Genomic DNA, 19,330 nt, shown 5'->3' with positions numbered 1-19,330 from the left:
TATATGTTTGACTTGCGTTCAAGAACTGTGATATATTATTGTCAGGCAAAGTTGTGAAGATTTTGTTCGCACTTCTGAAGAAATGTACAGCAAACCCATGAAGGGGATGAATTATTATTCAACCTTCATGGGTTATTATTTTTAGAGGAGTTGATAATCATGCATATGGCGGATGCTTTAATCTCGCCTGTAGTGGGTGGAGCCATGTGGACAGCTACTGCAGGAGTTGCGGCTTATTCGATCAAAAAAATTCAGGATGATATGGATGAGAAGAAAATTCCGTTGATGGGAGTTATGGGCGCTTTTGTTTTTGCCGCCCAGATGATTAATTTTTCAATTCCAGGCACCGGTTCCAGTGGTCACCTTGGAGGGGGTCTGCTTCTTTCTATTCTACTTGGCCCTTATGCCGGATTCCTTACCATGGCCTCAATTCTTGTCATACAAGCCTTGTTCTTTGCCGATGGAGGCTTGTTGGCGCTAGGCTGTAATGTATTTAATCTTGGTTTTTTCACATGTTTTATTGCCTATCCGCTTGTTTATAAGCAGATCATGGGTAAAGGCTATTCCCCCAATCGTATTTTTGGTGCAGCAATGCTATCTGCCATTATAGGCCTTCAGCTTGGAGCTTTCGGGGTCGTACTTGAAACATTTTTTTCCGGGAAGACTGAATTGCCTTTCAGCACCTTCGTCATGCTGATGCAACCCATTCATTTGGCGATAGGTGTGGTGGAAGGCCTTGTCACTGCAGTTATTGTAACATTTGTCTGGAAGGCGCAACCGGAAATCATTGAGAAGGCTGCATTGGGTAAAGCGCTGGGCAACCTCTCCATAAAAAAAGTTTTGACTGGCCTTGCTATTGCTGCGGTGATTACAGGGGGAATCTTCTCGTGGTTTGCTTCAGCAAATCCTGATGGTTTGGAATGGTCTATGTTCAAGACCGCAGGAATAGAGGAGCTTGAAGCGAAAGATGGCATTCATCATGTATTTTCTGAAATCCAAAGCAAGATCGCCTTTTTACCCGATTATAGTTTTAAAACACCTGAGAATGAGAAGGAACAGAATACCGGGGAAGGCCAAGAGTCCTGGCCTGCCGTGAGTGGCGGCACCAGCCTTTCAGGGTTGGTTGGCGGCGGTATGACGCTTGCGCTGGCAGCTCTTACCGGGTTTATTATCAGCCTGATCAAAAGAAGAAAGCAAGATGTGTCCGCTTGAAGATATCCGGGGCAGTATCAACAACTATGCTTAATATCTTTTGGTTAGGATTTGGTTATTGATATGGCGAACATCACGAATTCCTTATATAATATACGGCTTCTGGACGACCTAGCTCGGAAAGAAACCATTATTCACAGGATACATCCACTTGTGAAACTTTTGACCACAGTCGTTTACCTGACTGTGGTTGTATCCTTTGATCGATATGAGATAATTGGATTATTTCCGCTTATTTTTTATCCTTTGCTGGTGTTGGTACTGGCGGAGCTTCCGATAAAACCGATATTAAAAAGAATACTACTGGTCGAACCTTTTATCATTGGTATAGGTATATTAAACCCTTTATTTGATCACCAGGCCTTTATTCTTAGCGGGTTCATCCTTTCGAGAGGGTGGATCACCTTTTTTTCCATCTTTTTAAAGTGCGGATTCACGGTTACAGCCGCGCTTATCCTTATTGCGACCACGGGGATGGACAGCCTTGCCTCGGCTCTGAGGATGCTGAAAATCCCACGTTTGTTTGTCCTGCAGCTTCTTTTGACATATCGATATATCTCGGTGCTGATGGTGGAGGTTACCCGGATAGTAAGTGCTTATTCCCTGCGGGCTCCTCAGCAAAAGGGTATTCACCCGGGCGTTTGGGGATCTCTGGCAGGGCAACTGTTGCTAAAAACATTTGCAAGGGCGCAGCGTATTTATCAGGCGATGTGCTTAAGAGGTTTTGCGGGGGAATATAATACAGAAAGCTGCCGAAAGATTAAAGCCTCCGATTGGATATATCTAGCAGGATGGGTTATGTTTTTTGCCGTAGCAAGAATTTATAATATCCCGATGTTGATAGGTTCATTGATAACAGGGGTGGGAAGATGAGTCACCATATAACAGAGGTAATAGATGTGCATTACACTTATCCCGATGGGCACCAAGCCATAAATGGTTTGTCTTTCCGAATCCATCACGGGGAGGCGGTGGGAATCATTGGTGCTAATGGCGCAGGAAAATCAACGCTGTTGATGCTGTTATTAGGTGTTCTTTTTCCTTGCCAGGGAGAAGTTCGGGTGGGTGAAGTTCAAGTGACAAAAAAGACACTTTCCATGATCCGGCAAAGACTCGGCATGGTTTTTCAGGATCCGGATGACCAGTTGTTCATGACCACGGTCTATGATGATGTGGCTTTTGGCCCGCGCAATTACAAGCTGGATGAAAAAGAAGTAGAAAAGCGTGTCATACAAGCATTGGAGATGGTGGGAATCCTTCATCTGAAAGACCGTGCTCCCTTCAAATTGTCAGAAGGTGAGAAGCGGGCTGCAGCCATTGCCTCTGTGCTTTCGATGCAACCTGATATTCTCGTGATGGATGAACCGACCGCTGCACTCGATCCCCAATCAAGGCGGCGGGTCATAAAATTGCTTAAAAGCTTTACACATACAAAAATCATTACAAGCCATGATTTAGATATGGTATTTGAGCTTTGCGAAAGAACCATTGTGATAAAAGATGGAAAAATCGCGGCAGATGGACATACTTCAGAAATTCTTACGAATGCAGAATTGCTGGATGAATGTGGCCTTGAATTGCCGCTGGCTCTCCAAAACTGCCCTGTCTGTGGAGAGAAAAATATAGGTATTTGGAAGAATGCCTCCTTATAATGCAAGGTAGTTTGGCTACAGAAATTCGACCAAATGCATTTTATTTTTTTACTCCTAAAATTTGACAAATATTTGTGTTATTTCGAGAGACTTTTTTACCTCTATGAGTTTTACGAGGTAATTCCAACAGTATTGGGACACTATCAGCTGTTATTAGTAAGTTGAGGTTAGTTTGTTAAACATGATATGATTATATTGAATAAAAGGGAGGGTCTGTTTTGCGAAAAAAAAATATAAAATATGTTTTTGGCTTATGCCTTTTTCTTTTCTTTACAGCAATACCAGAACCCCTGCCCGGCGCGGAGGTGATTACCCAGCGCTCCATAAAAGTCGGAGGAGACAATCACCTCCCCCCTTACGAATATGTTAATGATAACGGTATCTATAAGGGGTTTAACGTCGATATAATGCACGCCATAGCTATTCAATCGGGTTTGGATATAGAACTTCACCCCATGCCCTTGTATATGCTACCCGCATCCATTGAAAAGGGCGATATTGACGCCATTCAGGGGATGACACAGACTGATGAACGAAAAAAGATGTATGATTTTTCCGAACCCTATCTTACTATTTCCAGGTGCATTTTTGTCAGGCACGACAACAACTTCATAGCGGATATCGAAGACTTGCAGCACGTGCGCGTGGCCGTCCAAAAAGGGAATGTCCCCCCGGCTCTTCTCCGGTACAAAACACCGGAGTCTCTTTATTACGTTGATAACCAGCAGCAGGGCATCCTTCTTTTGATGATGGGTAATGTCGATGCCTTTGTGGGCAATAAAATGGTTGGCTTATACACTATTCAAAAATGGAAGCAGACCAATTTCATCAAGCTTGTCGGCGGCGAAATAGAGCCTGCCAAGTATTCTCTGGCTGTTAAAAAGGGTAATACGGAGTTTTTGGAGGTTTTTAACAGGGGGCTGAAACAGATAAAAGCCAATGGGACCTACGATAAAATATACAAAAAATGGTTTGGCGAAATCATTCAGACTCCCGGTGAGATATGGGGAAACGTCATGCGCCGGCTGTTTTTCGTCCTGGGCGGCGCCGGACTGCTTGTGCTTGTTGTTTTGAGGTGGAACCAGCTTCTTAAACAAGAAGTAAGAAAACGAACCCAGGAACTCGCCGATGCTAACAGGATGCTCCAGGAGCAGAATGAAAGAATAAACAAGGAACACGGTTTTAAAATTCAAATCCTGGAAAGCGTCTTTCAGGGCGTGATGACCGTTAGACGCGACGGGATGGTGAGTTTTTGCAATACCCATTCCTGGCGCCAGTTGAAAACGGAAAAGGATATGGAGGTGGTTGGGGCCAACATCCGGGACTTGCCCCTGGACAGGTTTATTGATATGGAAAAGCTGCGCCTGGTGCTTGAAAACGGTGAAACATTTTTCAACCAGGAGAAAACCATGCGCACCAACGGCGAGGACAAGGTCATAAGTTATAGCCTGTTTCCTTTGCGCGCAGGTTCTGATGCCATAAACGGGGCCATTATCAGTTTCCGGGATGTTACCGGCGAAAGAAGGCTGCAGGAAACCCTGCGACAAAAAGATAAGATGCAAGCCCTCGGGCAGCTGGTGGCTGCAATTGCCCATGAGATCCGCAACCCGCTGATGGCTGTTAAAACGTTTGTCAAACTGCTCCCCTCCCGTCTGGAGGACCGCAGCTTTCAAAAAGAAATGCTGGAATATGTCCCGCAGGAACTGGACCGGTTGAACCGCCTGGCCACGGACCTGCTCGATTACGCGCGGCCGCGCAAAGCCAATAAGGAAATGATCCCGGTAAAATTATTCCTCCTGGAGGTTCTTTCTCTTTTCCACAATGAGTGCCTTGAAAAGGGAATCGAGATAAAGGTGGAAGCGGGCGAGAACGTCCTGGCTTATGCCGACAGGCAGCAGTTCAAGCAGATCATCATCAACCTGATGCTGAACGCGATCCAGGCCGTTGAATCCAGAGGCAAGATCAGCCTCAAAGCATCTGAAGCCGAGATGAAGACAGTAATTGAGGTGAGCGATTCGGGCAAGGGAATACCTGCCCAATTGCTGGACAAAGTGATGGACCCTTTTTTTTCGTTGAAAAAGGATGGAACGGGGCTGGGCCTCTCCATATGTTACCAGCTGGTCAAGGAACACGGCGGCGAGATCAGTATTGACAGCCAAGAAAACGAGGGTACAAGAGTGACGGTCATCTTGCCCCGGGAGAAAAAGGATGATGCAGATGAATAGCATACTGGTCGTCGATGATGAAAAAGCCATTTGTTCATCATTAAAATATGCGTTGAACCGTGACTACTCTGTTTTCACGGCGAGAGGGTCGAAGGAGGCCCTGGAGATCCTGAACGCAAACGAAATCGACCTTGTCCTGCTTGATCTGAAGCTCGGGCCGGAGAACGGTCTTGATTTGTTGCGCCGGATTTGCGACGGTTATAAAGATACGCCGGTAATTATCATGACGGCGTTTGGGAGTATAAAGTCCACCGTGGAAGCGATAAAAGAAGGCGCTTATTACTACCTGACAAAACCCATTGAAATTGAAGAACTGAAGGTTCTGACGCAAAAAGCGCTTGAATACAGGCGCCTGAATACCGAACTGAATTATTTGAACAAAGAGGTCAAGCAGAAATACAGCCTGGCTAATATTATTGGCAAATCCCAGAGCATGAGGCAGGTGTTTGAACTTATTGAAAAAATAAAAGACATTGATTCCAACGTCTTGATCACCGGGGAAAGCGGGACGGGCAAAGAGCTGGTCGCCAAGGCCCTTCATTACCTGGGGAGAAGAGGCGAGCACCATTTCGAAGTGGTCAATTGCGCGGCCATACCTTCCGCCCTTCTGGAAAGCGAGCTTTTCGGATATGAAAAAGGCGCTTTTACCGGAGCGGCAAACAGAAAAGCGGGCAAATTTGAGCTGGCGGACAAGGGGACGATTTTTCTCGATGAGATAGGAGATATGGATTACAACCTGCAGTCGAAAGTGCTGCGCGTTTTACAGGATAAAGAGATTACGCCGCTTGGTTCCAATAACAGGCGCAAGATCGATGTCCGGTTGATATCGGCAACCAACAAGGACCTTGAAGCGGAAATAGAAAAGGGGACGTTCCGGCCTGACCTTTTTTACCGCATCAACGTCATTCATATAAAACTGCCGCCGCTTAGGGAAAGACGGGAAGACATCCCCCTGCTTGTCGACAAATTCATTAATCAATACGGCGGCGCTTTCCGAAAGAAGATCGCCAGCATTGAAAAGGATGCCCTGGAGATGCTGGAAAATTATGATTACAGGGGAAACGTGCGGGAACTGGAAAACATTATAGAAAGGGCGGTGGCTTTAAGTTCCGGCCCAACCATTACTTGCGGGGACCTGCCGCCTCACCTGAGGAAATCGGCGTTCCACGCGCAAGCAAGCGGCCCTTTTTTCACGGTCCGGGTCGGGGAGACGCTGCGCGATGTAGAGATGAAGCTGATCCAAAAAACCCTTGAGGCGTGCGGCGGGAACAAGCGGAGAACTGCGGAAATGCTCGGAATAAGTGAAAGAGGCTTACATTATAAAATCAGGGAATACGGCGTGTAAGGACATGCCGTTATGCAAAAAATTCATACAAGGAAACGAAAAGCTTGCAAAAATTGCACACTTGTGTTTACAACCTGTGAAAGAGAGGCTCTTTTGCGGGTTTTTTTGTCATTACTAAAAATGGCACATTCCTTGCAATTACAAATGGAAATTAAAAAGCGGACCAGCGTTCAAACGTGGTCTGGATTAACAAAGGAGGTAAAAAAATGAACAAAAGGAAACTGGTTGCCCTTGGGTTAGCAATCAGCGTGTGCCTGGCGTTCCTATCGGCCTGCGGGACAAGCAAAGAGGCCAAGAAGGAGACGCCCGCACCAGCCAAGAAGGTTTCGATCGCCACCGGGGGGACCGCGGGAACTTATTATCCCATCGGGGCGGCTATTACGGCCATCATTACTAAGTATGTGCCGGGGGTCGAGGCGACTGCGGAGTCGACCGGAGCTTCCGTGGCCAACCTGAAAATGATTGCGGAAAAGAAAGTCGACTTCATCATGGGAGCCGCGAATACTACGCTTTCGGCCTTCAAGGGAGAAGCTCCCTTTGAAAAACCCATTGACAACATTCGCGGGATTACTTCCCTCTACCCGGAAACATTCCAGTTCGTGGTGTTAAAAAGCTCCGGGCTGCAGACCATCTACGACCTGAAAGGCAAGCGCGTGGTGGTTGGGGCGCCGGGCAGCGGGACGGAACGCACGGCCAAACTGCTGCTTACGGCCCACGGGATCGATTATGAAGACATAAAACCCCAGTTCCTTTCCTTCGGCGAAGGGGTGACAGCCCTGAAGGACCGCCTGGTTGACTGCGCCATAGTCGGTTCCGGAATCCCGACTTCGGCGGTGGTTGATGCTTCCGCGACGCTGGAAATAAACCTTTTATCCATTGATCCGGAAGCTTTTAAAAAGATCGCCGCAGACAACCCGGATCTCACGGTGGTCACTATCCCGGAAGGGACCTACAAAGGCGTCAACAAAGATATTACGACGGTGGCCAGTCCTGCTCTCCTGACGACCCACAAGGATATGGACGCGGAAATGGTTTATCAGATAACAAAAGCCATTTTCTCACACCTGGATGAAATCAAAAGCGCTCATGCCCAGGGTAAAAACGTCACGCTTGACACCGCGCTCAAGGGCATGTCTATCCCGCTTCACCCCGGCGCCGAAAAGTTTTATAAAGAAAAAGGGCTGCTTAAATAGCGCTAAACCAAGCTGAGAAAGGGGGGGCCTTGTGATGAACGAGCGCCGCAATTTATTTCGCGCTGGTATCGCTGTATTAATCCTGCTTTTGTACCTTGCCTGCAGGCCCTCTTTTCTTGTTTTTAAAATTGAGGATGCCGATTCTGGAAAACTGATGTTTTCTTGCGGAGTTGAACCCGGCTTTGAGTTTTACACCATGATCCGCCATTCCGTGCAGAGGACGCCGGTTTATGAGTTCTACCGCGTGGAACCGGACGGGAGCCTTGTTGTGACGAAAACGTCTTTGCAGGACCTGGGCTGGGGTATGCCGTCAACCCTGCAGGGCCCCGTGACCTTTACCGAAGGATTTATGGTCATGGAAAACATCAACCGCAGGCTGAACGCACTGTTTTTTCGCGTCAGTTACCTGGCCGAACCAAGACTCATGGTTAAAGAAAAGGAAATAACGCTGGACGAATTCGTCCCTGACGGTCAACTTTTAAAAATCCATATCGATAAGGAGCCCTGGTTATACAGGATATTAAGGGGGAACACCGATGTTTTTCAGGAAAAAGGAAAAAATTGAACTCAGTCCTGAAGAGAAAATTAAAATATTGAATGAAAAATTCGAAGTAACACGCATCTTAAAGGGTCCTCTGGCCAAGATAACCACCGCCGCTGCTGTCTGCATGTCCTTGTACCACCTGGTATCAGCGGGGTTCTATATGCTTCCCCAACCGCAGCACAAAGCGATACACCTGGCATTTGCCCTTGCTCTTACCTTTATCATCTATCCGGCCAGGAAGAAGGACAGAAATCGTTTCCCCTGGTATGACATGGTTTTTACAGTCCTGGGAGCGGCTGTTGGGCTTTATATCGTTATATTTTACTGGGATTTGGTATATCGCCTGGGAGCTCCAAATTCTGTGGATATTATGTTCGGAGGGGCCGCCATTCTCCTGACGCTGGAAGCAACCCGCCGTACAATGGGCTGGCCGCTGGTGATCGTTGCGCTTGTCTTCCTTGGTTATGCCGTGTTCGGACAGTTTTTACCGGGGGATTTTGGACACAAAGGATATGAGCTTACCAGGATTATTGAACACATGTACCTGACCGGCGAAGGAATATTTGGAGTTGCCATTTATGTCACGGCCACATATGTGATCATCTTTATCCTGCTCGGGTCGTTTTTGGGAGTGACCGGCGGGGCCCAATCGTTTATCGACCTGGCTTTTTCTATAACCGGTCGTTACCGCGGAGGCCCTGCCAAGGCTGCCGTGGTGGGCAGCGGTTTAATGGGCATGATTTCGGGAAGCTCTTTCGCCAACGTGGCGGGAACAGGCACATTCACCATCCCGCTCATGAAGAGCGTGGGGTACAGGCCTGAATTTGCCGGCGGGGTAGAAGCTGCGGCTTCGTCCGGTGGCCAGATCATGCCGCCGATTATGGGCGCCGCAGCCTTTATTATGGCGGAAATGACAGGCGTGCCTTACGGGAAGCTGATTATAAACGCCGCACTTCCCGCGCTTCTTTATTACCTGGCGGTCTTTGTAATGGTGGATCTGGAAGCTGCCAGGCAGGGGCTGGCCGGATTGAAAAAAGACCAGCTGCCGGATTTTTGGAAAACGCTTAAAAACGGGGCTTTTTTGCTCCTGGCCCCTCTCAGCATTTTTTATATGCTCATTAGGGGATACTCTCCTATAAAAGCCTCTTTTTTTGCGGTGGTCATAGTCATAGTGACGAGCATGTTTAAGAAAGAAACCAGGCTTAACCTTAAAAAAACCCTGGAAGCCCTGGACAGGGGCGCCAGGGGGGCCTTGAGCGTTATAGCGGCCTGCGCCGTTGCCGGGCTGATTGTCGGTTCCGTAACCCTTACGGGACTGGGATTAAAATTCGCCGATCTTATCATAACCCTGTCCGGGGGCAATCTTTACGCAGCGCTTTTTCTGACCATGCTGGCGGCGATAATGATGTCCATGGGCATGCCCACCACCGCTCTTTATATTATCCTGGGAGCCATTGTGGCACCGGCCCTGGTAAAAATGGGCGTGATGGTGATAGCTGCGCATTTGTTCATTTTCTATTACGGATGTTTCGCTGCGGTTACGCCGCCGGTGGCCTTGAGTTCCTACCTGGCGGCGGCCATTGCCAAAGCAGACCCGGTTAAAACCGCCCTCAACGGTTTGAAATTGACCTCTACGGCTTTTCTTATGCCTTTTATCTTTGTGCTTTCTCCAGCGATGCTTTTAGTAAATACAACGGTCATCAAGACGTTGGGCGTGATATTGACTGCTGTAATCGGGGTGTTTTCCCTTTCCTGGAGCCTTCAGGGCTACAATTTTCAAAGAATTAACGGGCCGGCGCGCTTGCTGCTGCTCATTGCCGCCCTGGTCCTGATCAAACCGGGGGTGGTTTCGGATGTGATCGGTCTGGCGATAATTGCCGCCGTTTTACTGGTGCAGCTGTACAGGGCGCGCGGCAAAGACAAGGATTTGCTTAAAACGGGGGTGACCAAATGAAAACAGCGGTTTTGGGCGCAGGCAACGGCGGCCGGGCCATGGCCGTTCACCTTGCGTTAAACGGGCACCGCGTCTCTGTTTATGACAAGTACGAGCAGGCATTATCCGGCATACGGGAAGCAGGCGGGATAAACAGGAAAGGGGTTCTGGGGGATGGTTTCACTCCGGTGGAATCAGCCAGCCCGGAAATGGAGGAGGTCGTATCCGGGGCCAGGCTTATTATGGTGGTGACTCCGGCTTTTGCTCACCGGGAGATTATGCAGCAGCTCTGCTGCCTGTTACAGGAAAACCAGGTTGTCGTTCTTCACCCCGGTAGGACCGGCGGAGCACTGGAATGCCGCGAAGTATTGAGGCAGCTGCGTTCCGATTTAAAAGCGGTTATTGCGGAAGCCCAAACCCTGCTGTATGCCAGCAGGGCCACAGGAGAAACGGAAGTGACCATTTACGGGATTAAAAAGGAGGTTGCCGTCTCTTCGCTTCCGGCCGCAGAGATCGGGAACGTGCGGGCCTTGCTGGATGAGGCCTTGCCGGGGTGTTTCAAAGCAGCGGGGAGCGTATTGGAAACAAGTTTGTTGAACATCGGGGCTGTTTTTCATCCCGCCCCGACCATCCTGAACGCCGCCCGCATCGAAGAAGAAAAGGGGGTCTTCGAGTATTATCACGGGGGCATTTCGCCCTCCGTGGCAAGGGTCCTGGAAGCCCTGGACGATGAGAGGGTCAGGATTGCCAGAGCTTTGAACGTGCCTACCTTATCGGCAGTGGAATGGATTGAGGCTGTCTACGGGACAAAGGGGAACAATTTGTATGAAGCCATCAGGCAAAACGCCGTGTATTCAGGGATTAAAGCCCCTGGAGACCTTAGAACCCGTTATATAACCGAAGACGTTCCGATGAGTCTCGTTCCTCTTGCCGAACTGGGAAGGCTGGCGGGTGTGGACACACCGGTTATGGACTGTGTAATCCGGCTTGCGGAATTGATGCACGGCACGCCGTACAGGAAGCTGGGGAGGACGTTGGAGAAAATGGGAATTAGAGGGATGACCGTGGAGGAACTCAGGCTGGCCGTATGCTGATTAATGGCTGTAATCAAGGAACAAAGGAGGTCACGAACTTGAAAGCAGAGATGCTTTATCTTTCGCAGGAAGATGTGAAGGCGGCCGGGGCGCTGGATATGAGCGTAGCGGTCCCGACAATGGAAGAGGTCTTCAAACTGCACTACCGCAGAGAATACGTACTGCCTCCCAAATGCGTTCTCCGCTGGGGAGATGTTGAAAGCGAATCCAGCCGCGGCAGGATTAACGCAATGCCCGGCTGGGTGGGTGGAAACATCGGCGCCGTCGGGATCAAATGGATAGCCAGTTCGCCCCGGAACCCTTTTTGGCATAAACTGCCCAGGGCTTCAGCCATTATCATCCTGAACGATCCTGAAACACTGGTTCCCATCGCTGTTATGGACGGGACGGTAATCAGCGCGTCGCGTACCGGGGCGAACACGGGAGTTGCGGCGAAATACCTGGCCCGCCCGGATTCGAAAACGGTTGGATTGATAGGAGCAGGTGTCCAGAACAGGACGCAGCTGCTGGCGCTTTGTTATGTGCTCCCTGAAATAGAGGAAGTCCGCATCTTCGATCTGGATAAAAACAGGGCTTCTGCGTTTGCCAGGGAGATGGGGGAATGGACCGGCAAAAAAATTGAGGCAGTTGAATGGGCTCTTGACGCTGTCGCCGGCGCTGATGTCTTTGTCACGGCCACGGTGACAAAAGAGCCGGTTATTAAACCGTCCTGGATAGAAAAAGGAGTTTTTTATTCCCATGTCGGCAGCCACGAGTGCGAATTCGAGACTATTTTGAAGATGGATAAAATAATTGTTGATGATTGGGCAGAGATCAAGCACAGGGGAGTGGAGAGCCTTGCCCTCATGTATAATGCAGGCCTTATTAATGACAGCGCGATTACCGCGGAAATCGGCATGATTGCGGCAGGAGCCAGGCCGGGGCGTGAAAACCGGGATGAGAAAATATATTTTAATACGGTAGGGATGGGTATAGAAGATGTTGCGCTGGCTAGCAAGGTTTATCAGAAGGCCCTGGACTTGGGTTTGGGACAAAAATTGACTCTTTGGGATAACCCTTTTGCCATTTGATGCCGATACTCAAATTATTGATTGTTAATCTGGTTTTCTTTATCCTGCTGGGCGTCTTTTGGGGATGGTGCCTGATCCCTGCGATGCTGCCGCCCGCAGGGCAAGAAGCCTTTATTTGCCTGCGTGGGTGGCTTGACAGTGCTCCCTTGTTGAAAGGGGCGGCAATCATCGCCGTAACCGTGCTGGTCACCTTTTATGTTACCCTGGGCGTGCTTTTTTTGCTGGAAGCGCTGTGCGCTCCCGGGAACAGACGGCGCTTGCGCGATTGGAGGTTTAGCCTGCGTCTGGCCGTCGGTGCGCTGGTGCACATGTTTGTTGTTTTCCATATCATTATTATTTATAGCCAGTCTGATGCTCCGTTTGCTGCGGCGCTGGCCGGAGCAGCGACAACCGGGCCCCTGCGGGGAGCATTCACTGCTGTGGTGTATACGCTGGGGTCAGCGGCGGCAATTTATTATTTTGCCTGCCTGCTGGCCGGGCTGGTAGCCAGGAGAAATGGAGGAGAAGGGGCGGCCCCCGATTGTCTTTGATCCCAAGGTAAAATATAATCGATATAGGACATGAGACGCTACTAACAGGCGCGGTTTACGCCGGGAACGAAGGGTGTGAGGGGCCCAAGATGGCTGGCAGCAAGCTGGTGGCGCCGGTATTGAAGTGGGCCGGCGGGAAGCGGCAGGTCTTAAAACACATCAAAATGCACGTTCCCAAATCTTTTTCGGTTTATCACGAACCTTTCCTGGGCGGCGGCGCCCTGCTGTTTGAGCTTAAGCCCCCGGAGGCAGCGGTCAATGACATCAACAGCGAACTTATAAACGTGTATCAGGTGATAAAAGATAGCGTGGAGGAACTGATCATTGACCTGAAAAAGCACAAAAACGAGGAAGCGTATTATTACCGGGTCAGGGAACAGGACCGCGACCGCGAACAGTACGAGAGACTGACCGCCATCCAGCGGGCCTCGCGGGTCATTTACCTCAACAAGACTTGCTACAACGGGCTGTTCAGGGTCAACAAGGCCGGGGAGTTCAACACCCCGTTCGGCGGGTACGCGCGGCCGAACATAGTCAACGAGGCCGTCTTAAGGGCGGTGAGCGATTACTTCAACTGGGCGCGCATCACCTTCACCAGTCTTGATTTTGAAGAAGCGTTAAATAACGTGAAGTGCGGCGACTTTGTGTATCTCGACCCGCCGTATGACCCGGTTTCGGATACCGCCAGCTTCACGGGATACGACCGGGGCGGGTTCGACCGGGAGGAGCAAAAGAGGCTGAAAAGAGCGTGCGACAAGCTCCACGAGCGAGGAGTAAAATTCATTCTTTCCAACTCGGCCACCGAGTTTATTAAAGATCTTTACAAAAGCTATAAAACTGTGGTGATAAAAGCGAAGAGACCGGTCAACTCCCGGGCTGACAAACGCGGCGAGATTGACGAGTTGCTGGTGATGAATTATTGACCTTCATCCTGCCGGCTGGCGCCAAACAACGATGGGTCTCCCAGGGCTGCCGCCACAGCGGCTGCCACTAGCCCGTAGGCGGCGTGGCTCAACATGTACGACAGGTTGCTGGTTGCGTCTGTCGGGCGGAGCTGGTTGTTGGGCGTACAGCCAATAAAATAAGTTATGGCTGAGCCCATTGCTATTCCTGAGACTATCCCTTTTAGCGCGGCGTGGTCTTTCCCTGTCAGCGACAGGTGGTAGGCCATTCCAATACCCCCCAGGATGCCCATCCCAAAATCAAGCAGTCCGCCCAGGAGTTGACCTTTTATGCTGTTGGCTTCCTTGCGGTTTGAAACCCACACGCCCGCCGCGGTTTGACGGAAGGAGCGCTGGGATATTTTGGCCCGCACCGAAGCCATATCTATCGTCGTTTTTATTGCGTTGCCCGCCAACCCCGCCACGACCCCCAAAACGACCCTGTCCTTTATTTTCTCCACAATTATTACCCCTCGCCGTGATTCGACTAACTGTATTATTCCTCGGTGTCCAAGAATTAGTACCGGCAATTAACGGCAATTTTTTTAGCATAATAATGATGGTATAATTTAATTGAGATAATAAACATAAAATTAAGGCAAATATTGACACCACGCAATCGAGGAGGCGCTCCGCAAAGGAGAGAGGCGAATGGCTCAAAAATCATTGCTCGAACCCGAAACGTTGAAGGAATGGTCGATTGATGTTTTCAATGCAATCGGCGACGGTCTTCTCATAGCCGATAAAATGGGCGTCATACAGTATGTTAATCCGGAATACCTAAGGATTATAGGCATGAAAGCAGAAGAAGTAATCGGCAAGCCGGTGGCTGAAGTGCGGCCGGGAGCGGTGCTGCCGTCGGTTATTGAGTCCGGAAAACCTCTTTCCGGCGTTTACCGCAAGGTGGGGACGGTGGAGTATGTTGTAGACATGGCCCCGATTATAGTTAACGGTGAAATAATCGGAGGGGTATCGATTGTAAAAGACATCACCGAAGTTAAGGCCTTGTCTGAGGAATTGAAAAAGGCCCAGAGCGGGTTAAAGAACCTTCAAGGGACCATGAAAGATATTTTCCGCGCCCATTTCACATTCGACCAACTTATCGGTGACAGCCCCAATTTTAAAGAAACTGTCGAACTGGCAAAAAAAGCGGCGCAAAGCAATTCCAATATAATACTGACGGGCGAAAGCGGGACTGGAAAAGAGCTGCTGGCTCAAAGCATTCACAATTCCAGCCCAAGAAAAGACGGCTATTTTGTGGCGGTGAACTGTGCGGCTATTCCCGCCGTGCTATTGGAGAGCGAAATGTTTGGGTATGCCGAAGGCGCGTTTACCGGATCGAAAAAAGGCGGTAAAATAGGGCTTTTCCAACTTGCGGATAGGGGCACTCTTTTCCTTGATGAGATTGGAGATATGGACCTGGAGTTACAGGCCAAGATATTGCGGGTTTTGCAGGAACAGAAAGTAAGGCGAATCGGCGAACTGGCGGAGCAAAAGATAGACATCCGGGTTATTGCGGCCACAAACCAGAACGTGGAAAGCATGGTAAACAGCGGCCGGTTTAGGCAGGACTTGTATTACCGGCTCAATGTCTTTTCAATAAACCTGCCGCCGTTGCGCGAGAGGAAAAGAGACATTTTGCTATTGGCCGAATTTTTCGCTGGCCAGTATGATAAAAACAAAACGGCAAATGTAAGATTTTCCGAGGAAGTAAAGGCGGCGTTTATGGACTATGACTGGCCTGGAAACATAAGGGAGTTGAAGAACGCAATTGAATATGCCTGCAACATGGCGGCGGAAGACCGCGAAATTAAGCTTGAGCATTTGCCGGAGCGCATCCGGAAAACAATAATGGGCCACAAGCCCGCGGGGTGCCTGGAAATTGGTGCACCGGAGGATGCGCTGGAGGCCAAAATAAAAAAATACGAACAGGAAGTTATAAAAAGCGTGCTACAGAACTATGAAAACTCCGTGGAAGGCAAAAAGAAGGCTTGCCGGGTGCTTGGCATATCTATGGCCACATTGTACCGCAAGTTATCTCAATAAACATACGGATTGCGGTGCTGAATTAGATTATTGGCTTCTCATAATTGATAAAAACTTGCCTGTTTTATCAATTTTGAAAAACAATAGCCAGGTGTGATATAGGTTTATTCAATTACAGAAATCGACAGCGGACCGCGTTCTATATTCTCAACTATGATAAACGCATAGTTATCATAGTTATATATATTTAAGTAAAAATCAAGACATCCCAGGACAAAAATAAGCATTGGATAATGCTTTTTATTTTTTCCCTATTGGCATGGATTTTGCTACTATTCTATTTTTGACCGCGCGGAGAAAACAATTTGAACAGGGGGTAAATTTTATGCTGGCCTTTTTTGGGTTCTGCAGTATAGCGGTTTTATTGTTCCTGGTGATGACCAAGCGCACTTCGGTAATAGTGGCCCTGATTGCAGTCCCGTTGCTGTTCGGGGTGCTGGCCGGCTTTGCGCCGAAAGTCGGAACGTTTGCCCTGGAAGGAATTAAAAGCGTAGCCCCAACCGGCGTTATGCTTACCTTCGCGATTCTATATTTCGGGCTGATGAACGACGCCGGAATGTTTGACCCCATAATCAAAAAAATTGTCCAGTTCGGCGGCGGGGACCCGGTCAAAGTTGTAATAGGAACAGCGCTGATTGGGATGCTTGCCCACCTTGACGGGTCCGGGGCCTCGACCTTCTTGATTGCCGTTCCGGCCGTATTGCCTATTTATGACCGGCTGGGCATTGATCGTAAAGTTTTAGCCTGCACTGTGGCTTTGGCGGCGGGGACCATGAACATGCTTCCCTGGGGAGGCCCGACCCTTAGAGCGGCGACTTCGTTGCAGTTAAACATGTCGGAGCTGTTTAACCCCGTCATACCGGCGCTGTTATCCGGCCTGGCCGGCGTTCTGGCAATAAGCTACTGGTTGGGTAAAAGAGAAAAGGCCCGTCTGGGGGTTGACAAAAGCGCTGGCCCGGTGCAGGCGTCATTGAGCAACGAAGATAGCGACGCCAGCCTCAAGCGGCCGCGGCTGGTGTGGTTCAACCTGCTGTTGACGGCAGCGTCAATCATTGCGCTGGTCAAAGGGCTGCTGCCGTTGCCGGTTGTGTTCATGGTGGCGCTGGTTATTGCGCTGGTCGTCAACTATCCCAATGTCAAGGCTCAGCAGGAACGTATTGTGGCGCAAGGCAAAACGGCCATTCTCATGGTGGCCATAATATTCGCCGCCGGCATATTCACCGGAGTGTTAAGCAAGTCTGGCATGCTTAAGGCTATGGCCACCAGCCTGGTGGCAGTGATCCCCAAGGGCCTGGGCGCCCATTTTCCGGTGCTGACTGCTCTAACTTCAATGCCGGCAAGCCTGCTGTTTGATCCAGATTCATACTATTTCGGCGTTCTGCCGGTACTGGCCTCAGCCTCAGATGCGATGGGCATTCCGGGGATAGAAGTTGCGCGCGCCGCGATTTTAGGACAAATGACCACAGGTTTCCCCGTCAGCCCGTTGACGGCTTCCACCTTTTTGCTGATCGGTTTGGCCGGGGTGGACCTCGGGGACCATCAAAAATTCACCATACCGTATGCATTTGTCATAACGGTCCTCATGACGGTGGTAGCTTTATTGACAGGAGCATTCCGAATTTAGGCATGTTAACAATACCAGTTGGTTGACTTCGAGACGGATAGGGGAGGACGACATGAAAAATGACACGCTTGTCATCGGCACTGGCGCCGGTTATGCCGGAGACCGCGTAGAACCAGCGATAGAACTTGCCAAACATGGGAATCTGGATTATATCGTATTTGAATGCCTGGCTGAAAGAACGATTGCCCTTGCCCAGTTACGGAAATTGCGCGACCCTAGCGCGGGATATGACAGCCTGCTCGCTTACCGTCTGGATAAAATTCTGCCGGTCTGTTACCAGAACAAAATTAAAATCATAACAAACATGGGCGCTGCCAATCCTCTGGCGGCCCTGGAAAAGACAAGAGAAATAGCCAGAAAACACGGCCTGGATAAAATGAAAATTGCGGCGGTCATTGGCGACGATGTTTCCGGGATTATTGGCGAAATTAATCCCTGTCTGGTAGAGACCGGCCAAAAATTGAACCAGTCGCTGGGTTCGTTTGTTTCGGCCAATGCGTATCTAGGAGCGGAAAGCATTATACCGGCTTTGGAAACCGGGGCGGATGTTGTTATCACCGGACGGGTTGCCGATCCTTCCCTGTTTTTGGCACCAATGATTTACGAGTTCGGCTGGAGCTTAGACAACTGGACTTTGCTGGGCAAAGGTACGGTGATTGGGCACCTGATGGAATGCGCCGGCCAGGTTACCGGCGGTTATTATGCCGAACCCGGTAAAAAAGATGTCCCTGGTTTGGGCCGGCTGGGATTTCCAATAGCTTGCATTGCTGGAAATGGCGACGGCATTATTACCAAGCTGCCTGGAGCAGGGGGGATTGTCAATGTTTCCACGTGCAAGGAACAACTCTTGTATGAAATTGGAGACCCTGCCGCCTATCTTACGCCTGATGTAACGGCTGATTTTACCAAGGTAGGGTTCAAACAGATCGGGCCTGACAAGGTGCTCGTAACGGGGGGGGATGGCCGGAGGCGTCCCCCTACACTGAAAGTGAGCATCGGCTATCATCAGGGTTATATTGGCGAGGGCGAGATAAGCTATGCTGGGAGCGGCGCTGTAGAAAGAGGCAGGTTGGCTGCGCAGATTGTGAAAGAGAGGTTGGAAGCTGTCGGAGCGACTTACCGGGAAATCAGGTATGACCTGATCGGGGTTGACGCGCTGCATGGGGCGGTAGCAGACGGGAAGGCGAGCGGCAAGCCTTATGAAGTAAGGCTGCGGGTGGCGGCTAAAACGGATACCCGCGAGGAGGCTATTTTAATCGGTAATGAAGTGGAAACATTGTATACCAACGGGCCGGCTGGCGGTGGAGGGGCAAGAAAGCATGTCAGTGAAATAATTGCGATTGTTTCAGCCTTTATCCCCCGGGAATCGGTAGCAAGCCGAGTGGTGGTCAAAGAGGTGAATGAAGGATGAGCAGGATAAAATTGTGGGAAATAGCGCATGCCAGGGCCGGCGATAAGGGTAATGCCGCCAACATCTCGTTGATACCTTATGATGAAGCAGATTATGAGCTGCTGGCCAAAACCGTCACTCCTGCTGTGGTCAAGGAACATTTTGGCCCCATGGTTAAAGGCCGGATCACTAGATACGAACTCCCCAACATCTGCGCTTTCAATTTTGTCCTTGAAGATTCACTGGCCGGCGGCGTCACGTCGTCTTTAGCCCTGGACACCCACGGCAAGTCTTTAAGTTCTGCATTATTGGAGATTGAAATTGACTATCCCGGTAGGCGCTGCATGGTATAAAAAGCGGACACGATCAGGTCAAGGGATACATCATGGTAGAGCAAATCCGCGCCGTAGACTATTCGGCCAGAAATGCAGAATTTGTCGGACAAGCCCCCGCCGAGCTATTGGCCGATACAGTTGCCAGGCTTTTGGCTTGCCTTTAACTTGACCGTCGGGAAGTCTTTTATGGACCTAA

The 19,330-nt window shown here is 49.8% G+C and carries 17 protein-coding genes; 16 read left to right on the top strand and 1 reads right to left on the bottom strand.

The annotated features are described in order from the left end of the window. Positions 1-159 precede the first annotated feature (159 nt). From NUV48_01320 to NUV48_01265, 12 genes are all read left to right on the top strand, one after another. Entirely contained in the window at positions 160-1,212 is a 1,053-nt protein-coding gene (locus NUV48_01320; GenBank protein ID MCR4440778.1) for an energy-coupling factor ABC transporter permease, read from the top strand. Positions 1,213-1,275: 63 nt separating this feature from the next. Next, positions 1,276-2,085 carry a cobalt ECF transporter T component CbiQ gene (gene cbiQ, locus NUV48_01315; protein ID MCR4440777.1) on the top strand — a complete coding sequence of 270 codons (810 nt, stop codon included), beginning with the start codon at positions 1,276-1,278 and terminating at the stop codon, positions 2,083-2,085. Beyond that, positions 2,082-2,864, top strand: a complete 783-nt coding sequence (locus NUV48_01310; protein ID MCR4440776.1) for an energy-coupling factor ABC transporter ATP-binding protein — start codon at positions 2,082-2,084, stop codon at positions 2,862-2,864. Before cbiQ ends, NUV48_01310 begins: the two co-directional genes overlap by 4 nt. Positions 2,865-3,082: 218 nt before the next feature. Then, complete coding sequence (locus tag NUV48_01305) at positions 3,083-5,089, top strand: transporter substrate-binding domain-containing protein (protein ID MCR4440775.1); 2,007 nt, start codon at positions 3,083-3,085, stop codon at positions 5,087-5,089. Beyond that, a complete protein-coding gene (locus NUV48_01300) occupies positions 5,073-6,434 on the top strand; it encodes a sigma-54 dependent transcriptional regulator (GenBank protein MCR4440774.1) in 1,362 nt (453 codons plus the stop codon). The genes NUV48_01305 and NUV48_01300 overlap by 17 nt, the downstream gene beginning before the upstream one ends. Before the next feature lie 206 nt (positions 6,435-6,640). Then, positions 6,641-7,627 (top strand): TAXI family TRAP transporter solute-binding subunit, encoded by a 987-nt coding sequence (locus NUV48_01295; GenBank protein ID MCR4440773.1) that lies wholly within the window; start codon positions 6,641-6,643, stop codon positions 7,625-7,627. Between the two features lie 34 nt (positions 7,628-7,661). Next, positions 7,662-8,192 carry a DUF1850 domain-containing protein gene (locus NUV48_01290; GenBank protein ID MCR4440772.1) on the top strand — a complete coding sequence of 177 codons (531 nt, stop codon included), beginning with the start codon at positions 7,662-7,664 and terminating at the stop codon, positions 8,190-8,192. Next, positions 8,164-10,125, top strand: a complete 1,962-nt coding sequence (locus NUV48_01285) for a TRAP transporter permease (GenBank protein MCR4440771.1) — start codon at positions 8,164-8,166, stop codon at positions 10,123-10,125. Before NUV48_01290 ends, NUV48_01285 begins: the two co-directional genes overlap by 29 nt. Beyond that, complete coding sequence (locus NUV48_01280) at positions 10,122-11,198, top strand: NAD/NADP octopine/nopaline dehydrogenase family protein (protein MCR4440770.1); 1,077 nt, start codon at positions 10,122-10,124, stop codon at positions 11,196-11,198. The genes NUV48_01285 and NUV48_01280 overlap by 4 nt, the downstream gene beginning before the upstream one ends. A 38-nt stretch (positions 11,199-11,236) precedes the next feature. Beyond that, on the top strand, positions 11,237-12,268 hold the full coding sequence (locus tag NUV48_01275) for a hypothetical protein (protein ID MCR4440769.1): 1,032 nt from the start codon (positions 11,237-11,239) through the stop codon (positions 12,266-12,268). Continuing rightward, positions 12,265-12,798 (top strand): hypothetical protein, encoded by a 534-nt coding sequence (locus tag NUV48_01270; GenBank protein MCR4440768.1) that lies wholly within the window; start codon positions 12,265-12,267, stop codon positions 12,796-12,798. The genes NUV48_01275 and NUV48_01270 overlap by 4 nt, the downstream gene beginning before the upstream one ends. Before the next feature lie 89 nt (positions 12,799-12,887). Then, the gene (locus tag NUV48_01265; protein MCR4440767.1) at positions 12,888-13,721 is read left to right on the top strand and encodes a DNA adenine methylase; all 834 of its coding nucleotides are present in this window, start codon (positions 12,888-12,890) and stop codon (positions 13,719-13,721) included. Here NUV48_01265 and NUV48_01260 read toward each other — a convergent pair. Continuing rightward, a complete protein-coding gene (locus NUV48_01260; protein ID MCR4440766.1) occupies positions 13,715-14,200 on the bottom strand; it encodes a hypothetical protein in 486 nt (161 codons plus the stop codon). The two genes, NUV48_01265 and NUV48_01260, sit on opposite strands and share 7 nt — an antisense overlap. Positions 14,201-14,390: 190 nt before the next feature. Here NUV48_01260 and NUV48_01255 point away from each other — a divergent pair, with 190 nt between their 5' ends. The 4 genes from NUV48_01255 (at position 14,391) to NUV48_01240 (ending at position 19,152) form a co-directional block, all read left to right on the top strand. Next, positions 14,391-15,785, top strand: a complete 1,395-nt coding sequence (locus NUV48_01255; protein ID MCR4440765.1) for a sigma 54-interacting transcriptional regulator — start codon at positions 14,391-14,393, stop codon at positions 15,783-15,785. Between the two features lie 325 nt (positions 15,786-16,110). Further along, on the top strand, positions 16,111-17,409 hold the full coding sequence (locus NUV48_01250) for a citrate:proton symporter (GenBank protein ID MCR4440764.1): 1,299 nt from the start codon (positions 16,111-16,113) through the stop codon (positions 17,407-17,409). A 52-nt stretch (positions 17,410-17,461) separates the two neighbouring features. Beyond that, the gene (locus NUV48_01245) at positions 17,462-18,820 is read left to right on the top strand and encodes a DUF1446 domain-containing protein (protein MCR4440763.1); all 1,359 of its coding nucleotides are present in this window, start codon (positions 17,462-17,464) and stop codon (positions 18,818-18,820) included. A gap of 5 nt (positions 18,821-18,825) precedes the next feature. Next, positions 18,826-19,152, top strand: coding sequence for a hypothetical protein (locus tag NUV48_01240; GenBank protein MCR4440762.1), 327 nt, complete (start codon positions 18,826-18,828; stop codon positions 19,150-19,152). The last annotated feature ends 178 nt before the right edge of the window (positions 19,153-19,330 follow it).

This window comes from Peptococcaceae bacterium, from assembly GCA_024655825.1.
Classification (GTDB): domain Bacteria; phylum Bacillota; class Peptococcia; order DRI-13; family PHAD01; genus JANLFJ01.
Note: the sequence above shows the minus strand (reverse complement) of the source record. Positions and strands in the feature narration are given on the sequence as shown.

Coding starts and splice junctions, on each gene's coding strand:
- NUV48_01320 (MCR4440778.1), top strand. CDS start 160: ATGCATATGGCGGATGCTTTAATCTCGCCTGTAGTGGGTGGAGCCATG.
- cbiQ (MCR4440777.1), top strand. CDS start 1,276: ATGGCGAACATCACGAATTCCTTATATAATATACGGCTTCTGGACGAC.
- NUV48_01310 (MCR4440776.1), top strand. CDS start 2,082: ATGAGTCACCATATAACAGAGGTAATAGATGTGCATTACACTTATCCC.
- NUV48_01300 (MCR4440774.1), top strand. CDS start 5,073: ATGATGCAGATGAATAGCATACTGGTCGTCGATGATGAAAAAGCCATT.
- NUV48_01295 (MCR4440773.1), top strand. CDS start 6,641: ATGAACAAAAGGAAACTGGTTGCCCTTGGGTTAGCAATCAGCGTGTGC.
- NUV48_01290 (MCR4440772.1), top strand. CDS start 7,662: ATGAACGAGCGCCGCAATTTATTTCGCGCTGGTATCGCTGTATTAATC.
- NUV48_01285 (MCR4440771.1), top strand. CDS start 8,164: ATGTTTTTCAGGAAAAAGGAAAAAATTGAACTCAGTCCTGAAGAGAAA.
- NUV48_01280 (MCR4440770.1), top strand. CDS start 10,122: ATGAAAACAGCGGTTTTGGGCGCAGGCAACGGCGGCCGGGCCATGGCC.
- NUV48_01265 (MCR4440767.1), top strand. CDS start 12,888: ATGGCTGGCAGCAAGCTGGTGGCGCCGGTATTGAAGTGGGCCGGCGGG.
- NUV48_01255 (MCR4440765.1), top strand. CDS start 14,391: ATGGCTCAAAAATCATTGCTCGAACCCGAAACGTTGAAGGAATGGTCG.
- NUV48_01250 (MCR4440764.1), top strand. CDS start 16,111: ATGCTGGCCTTTTTTGGGTTCTGCAGTATAGCGGTTTTATTGTTCCTG.
- NUV48_01245 (MCR4440763.1), top strand. CDS start 17,462: ATGAAAAATGACACGCTTGTCATCGGCACTGGCGCCGGTTATGCCGGA.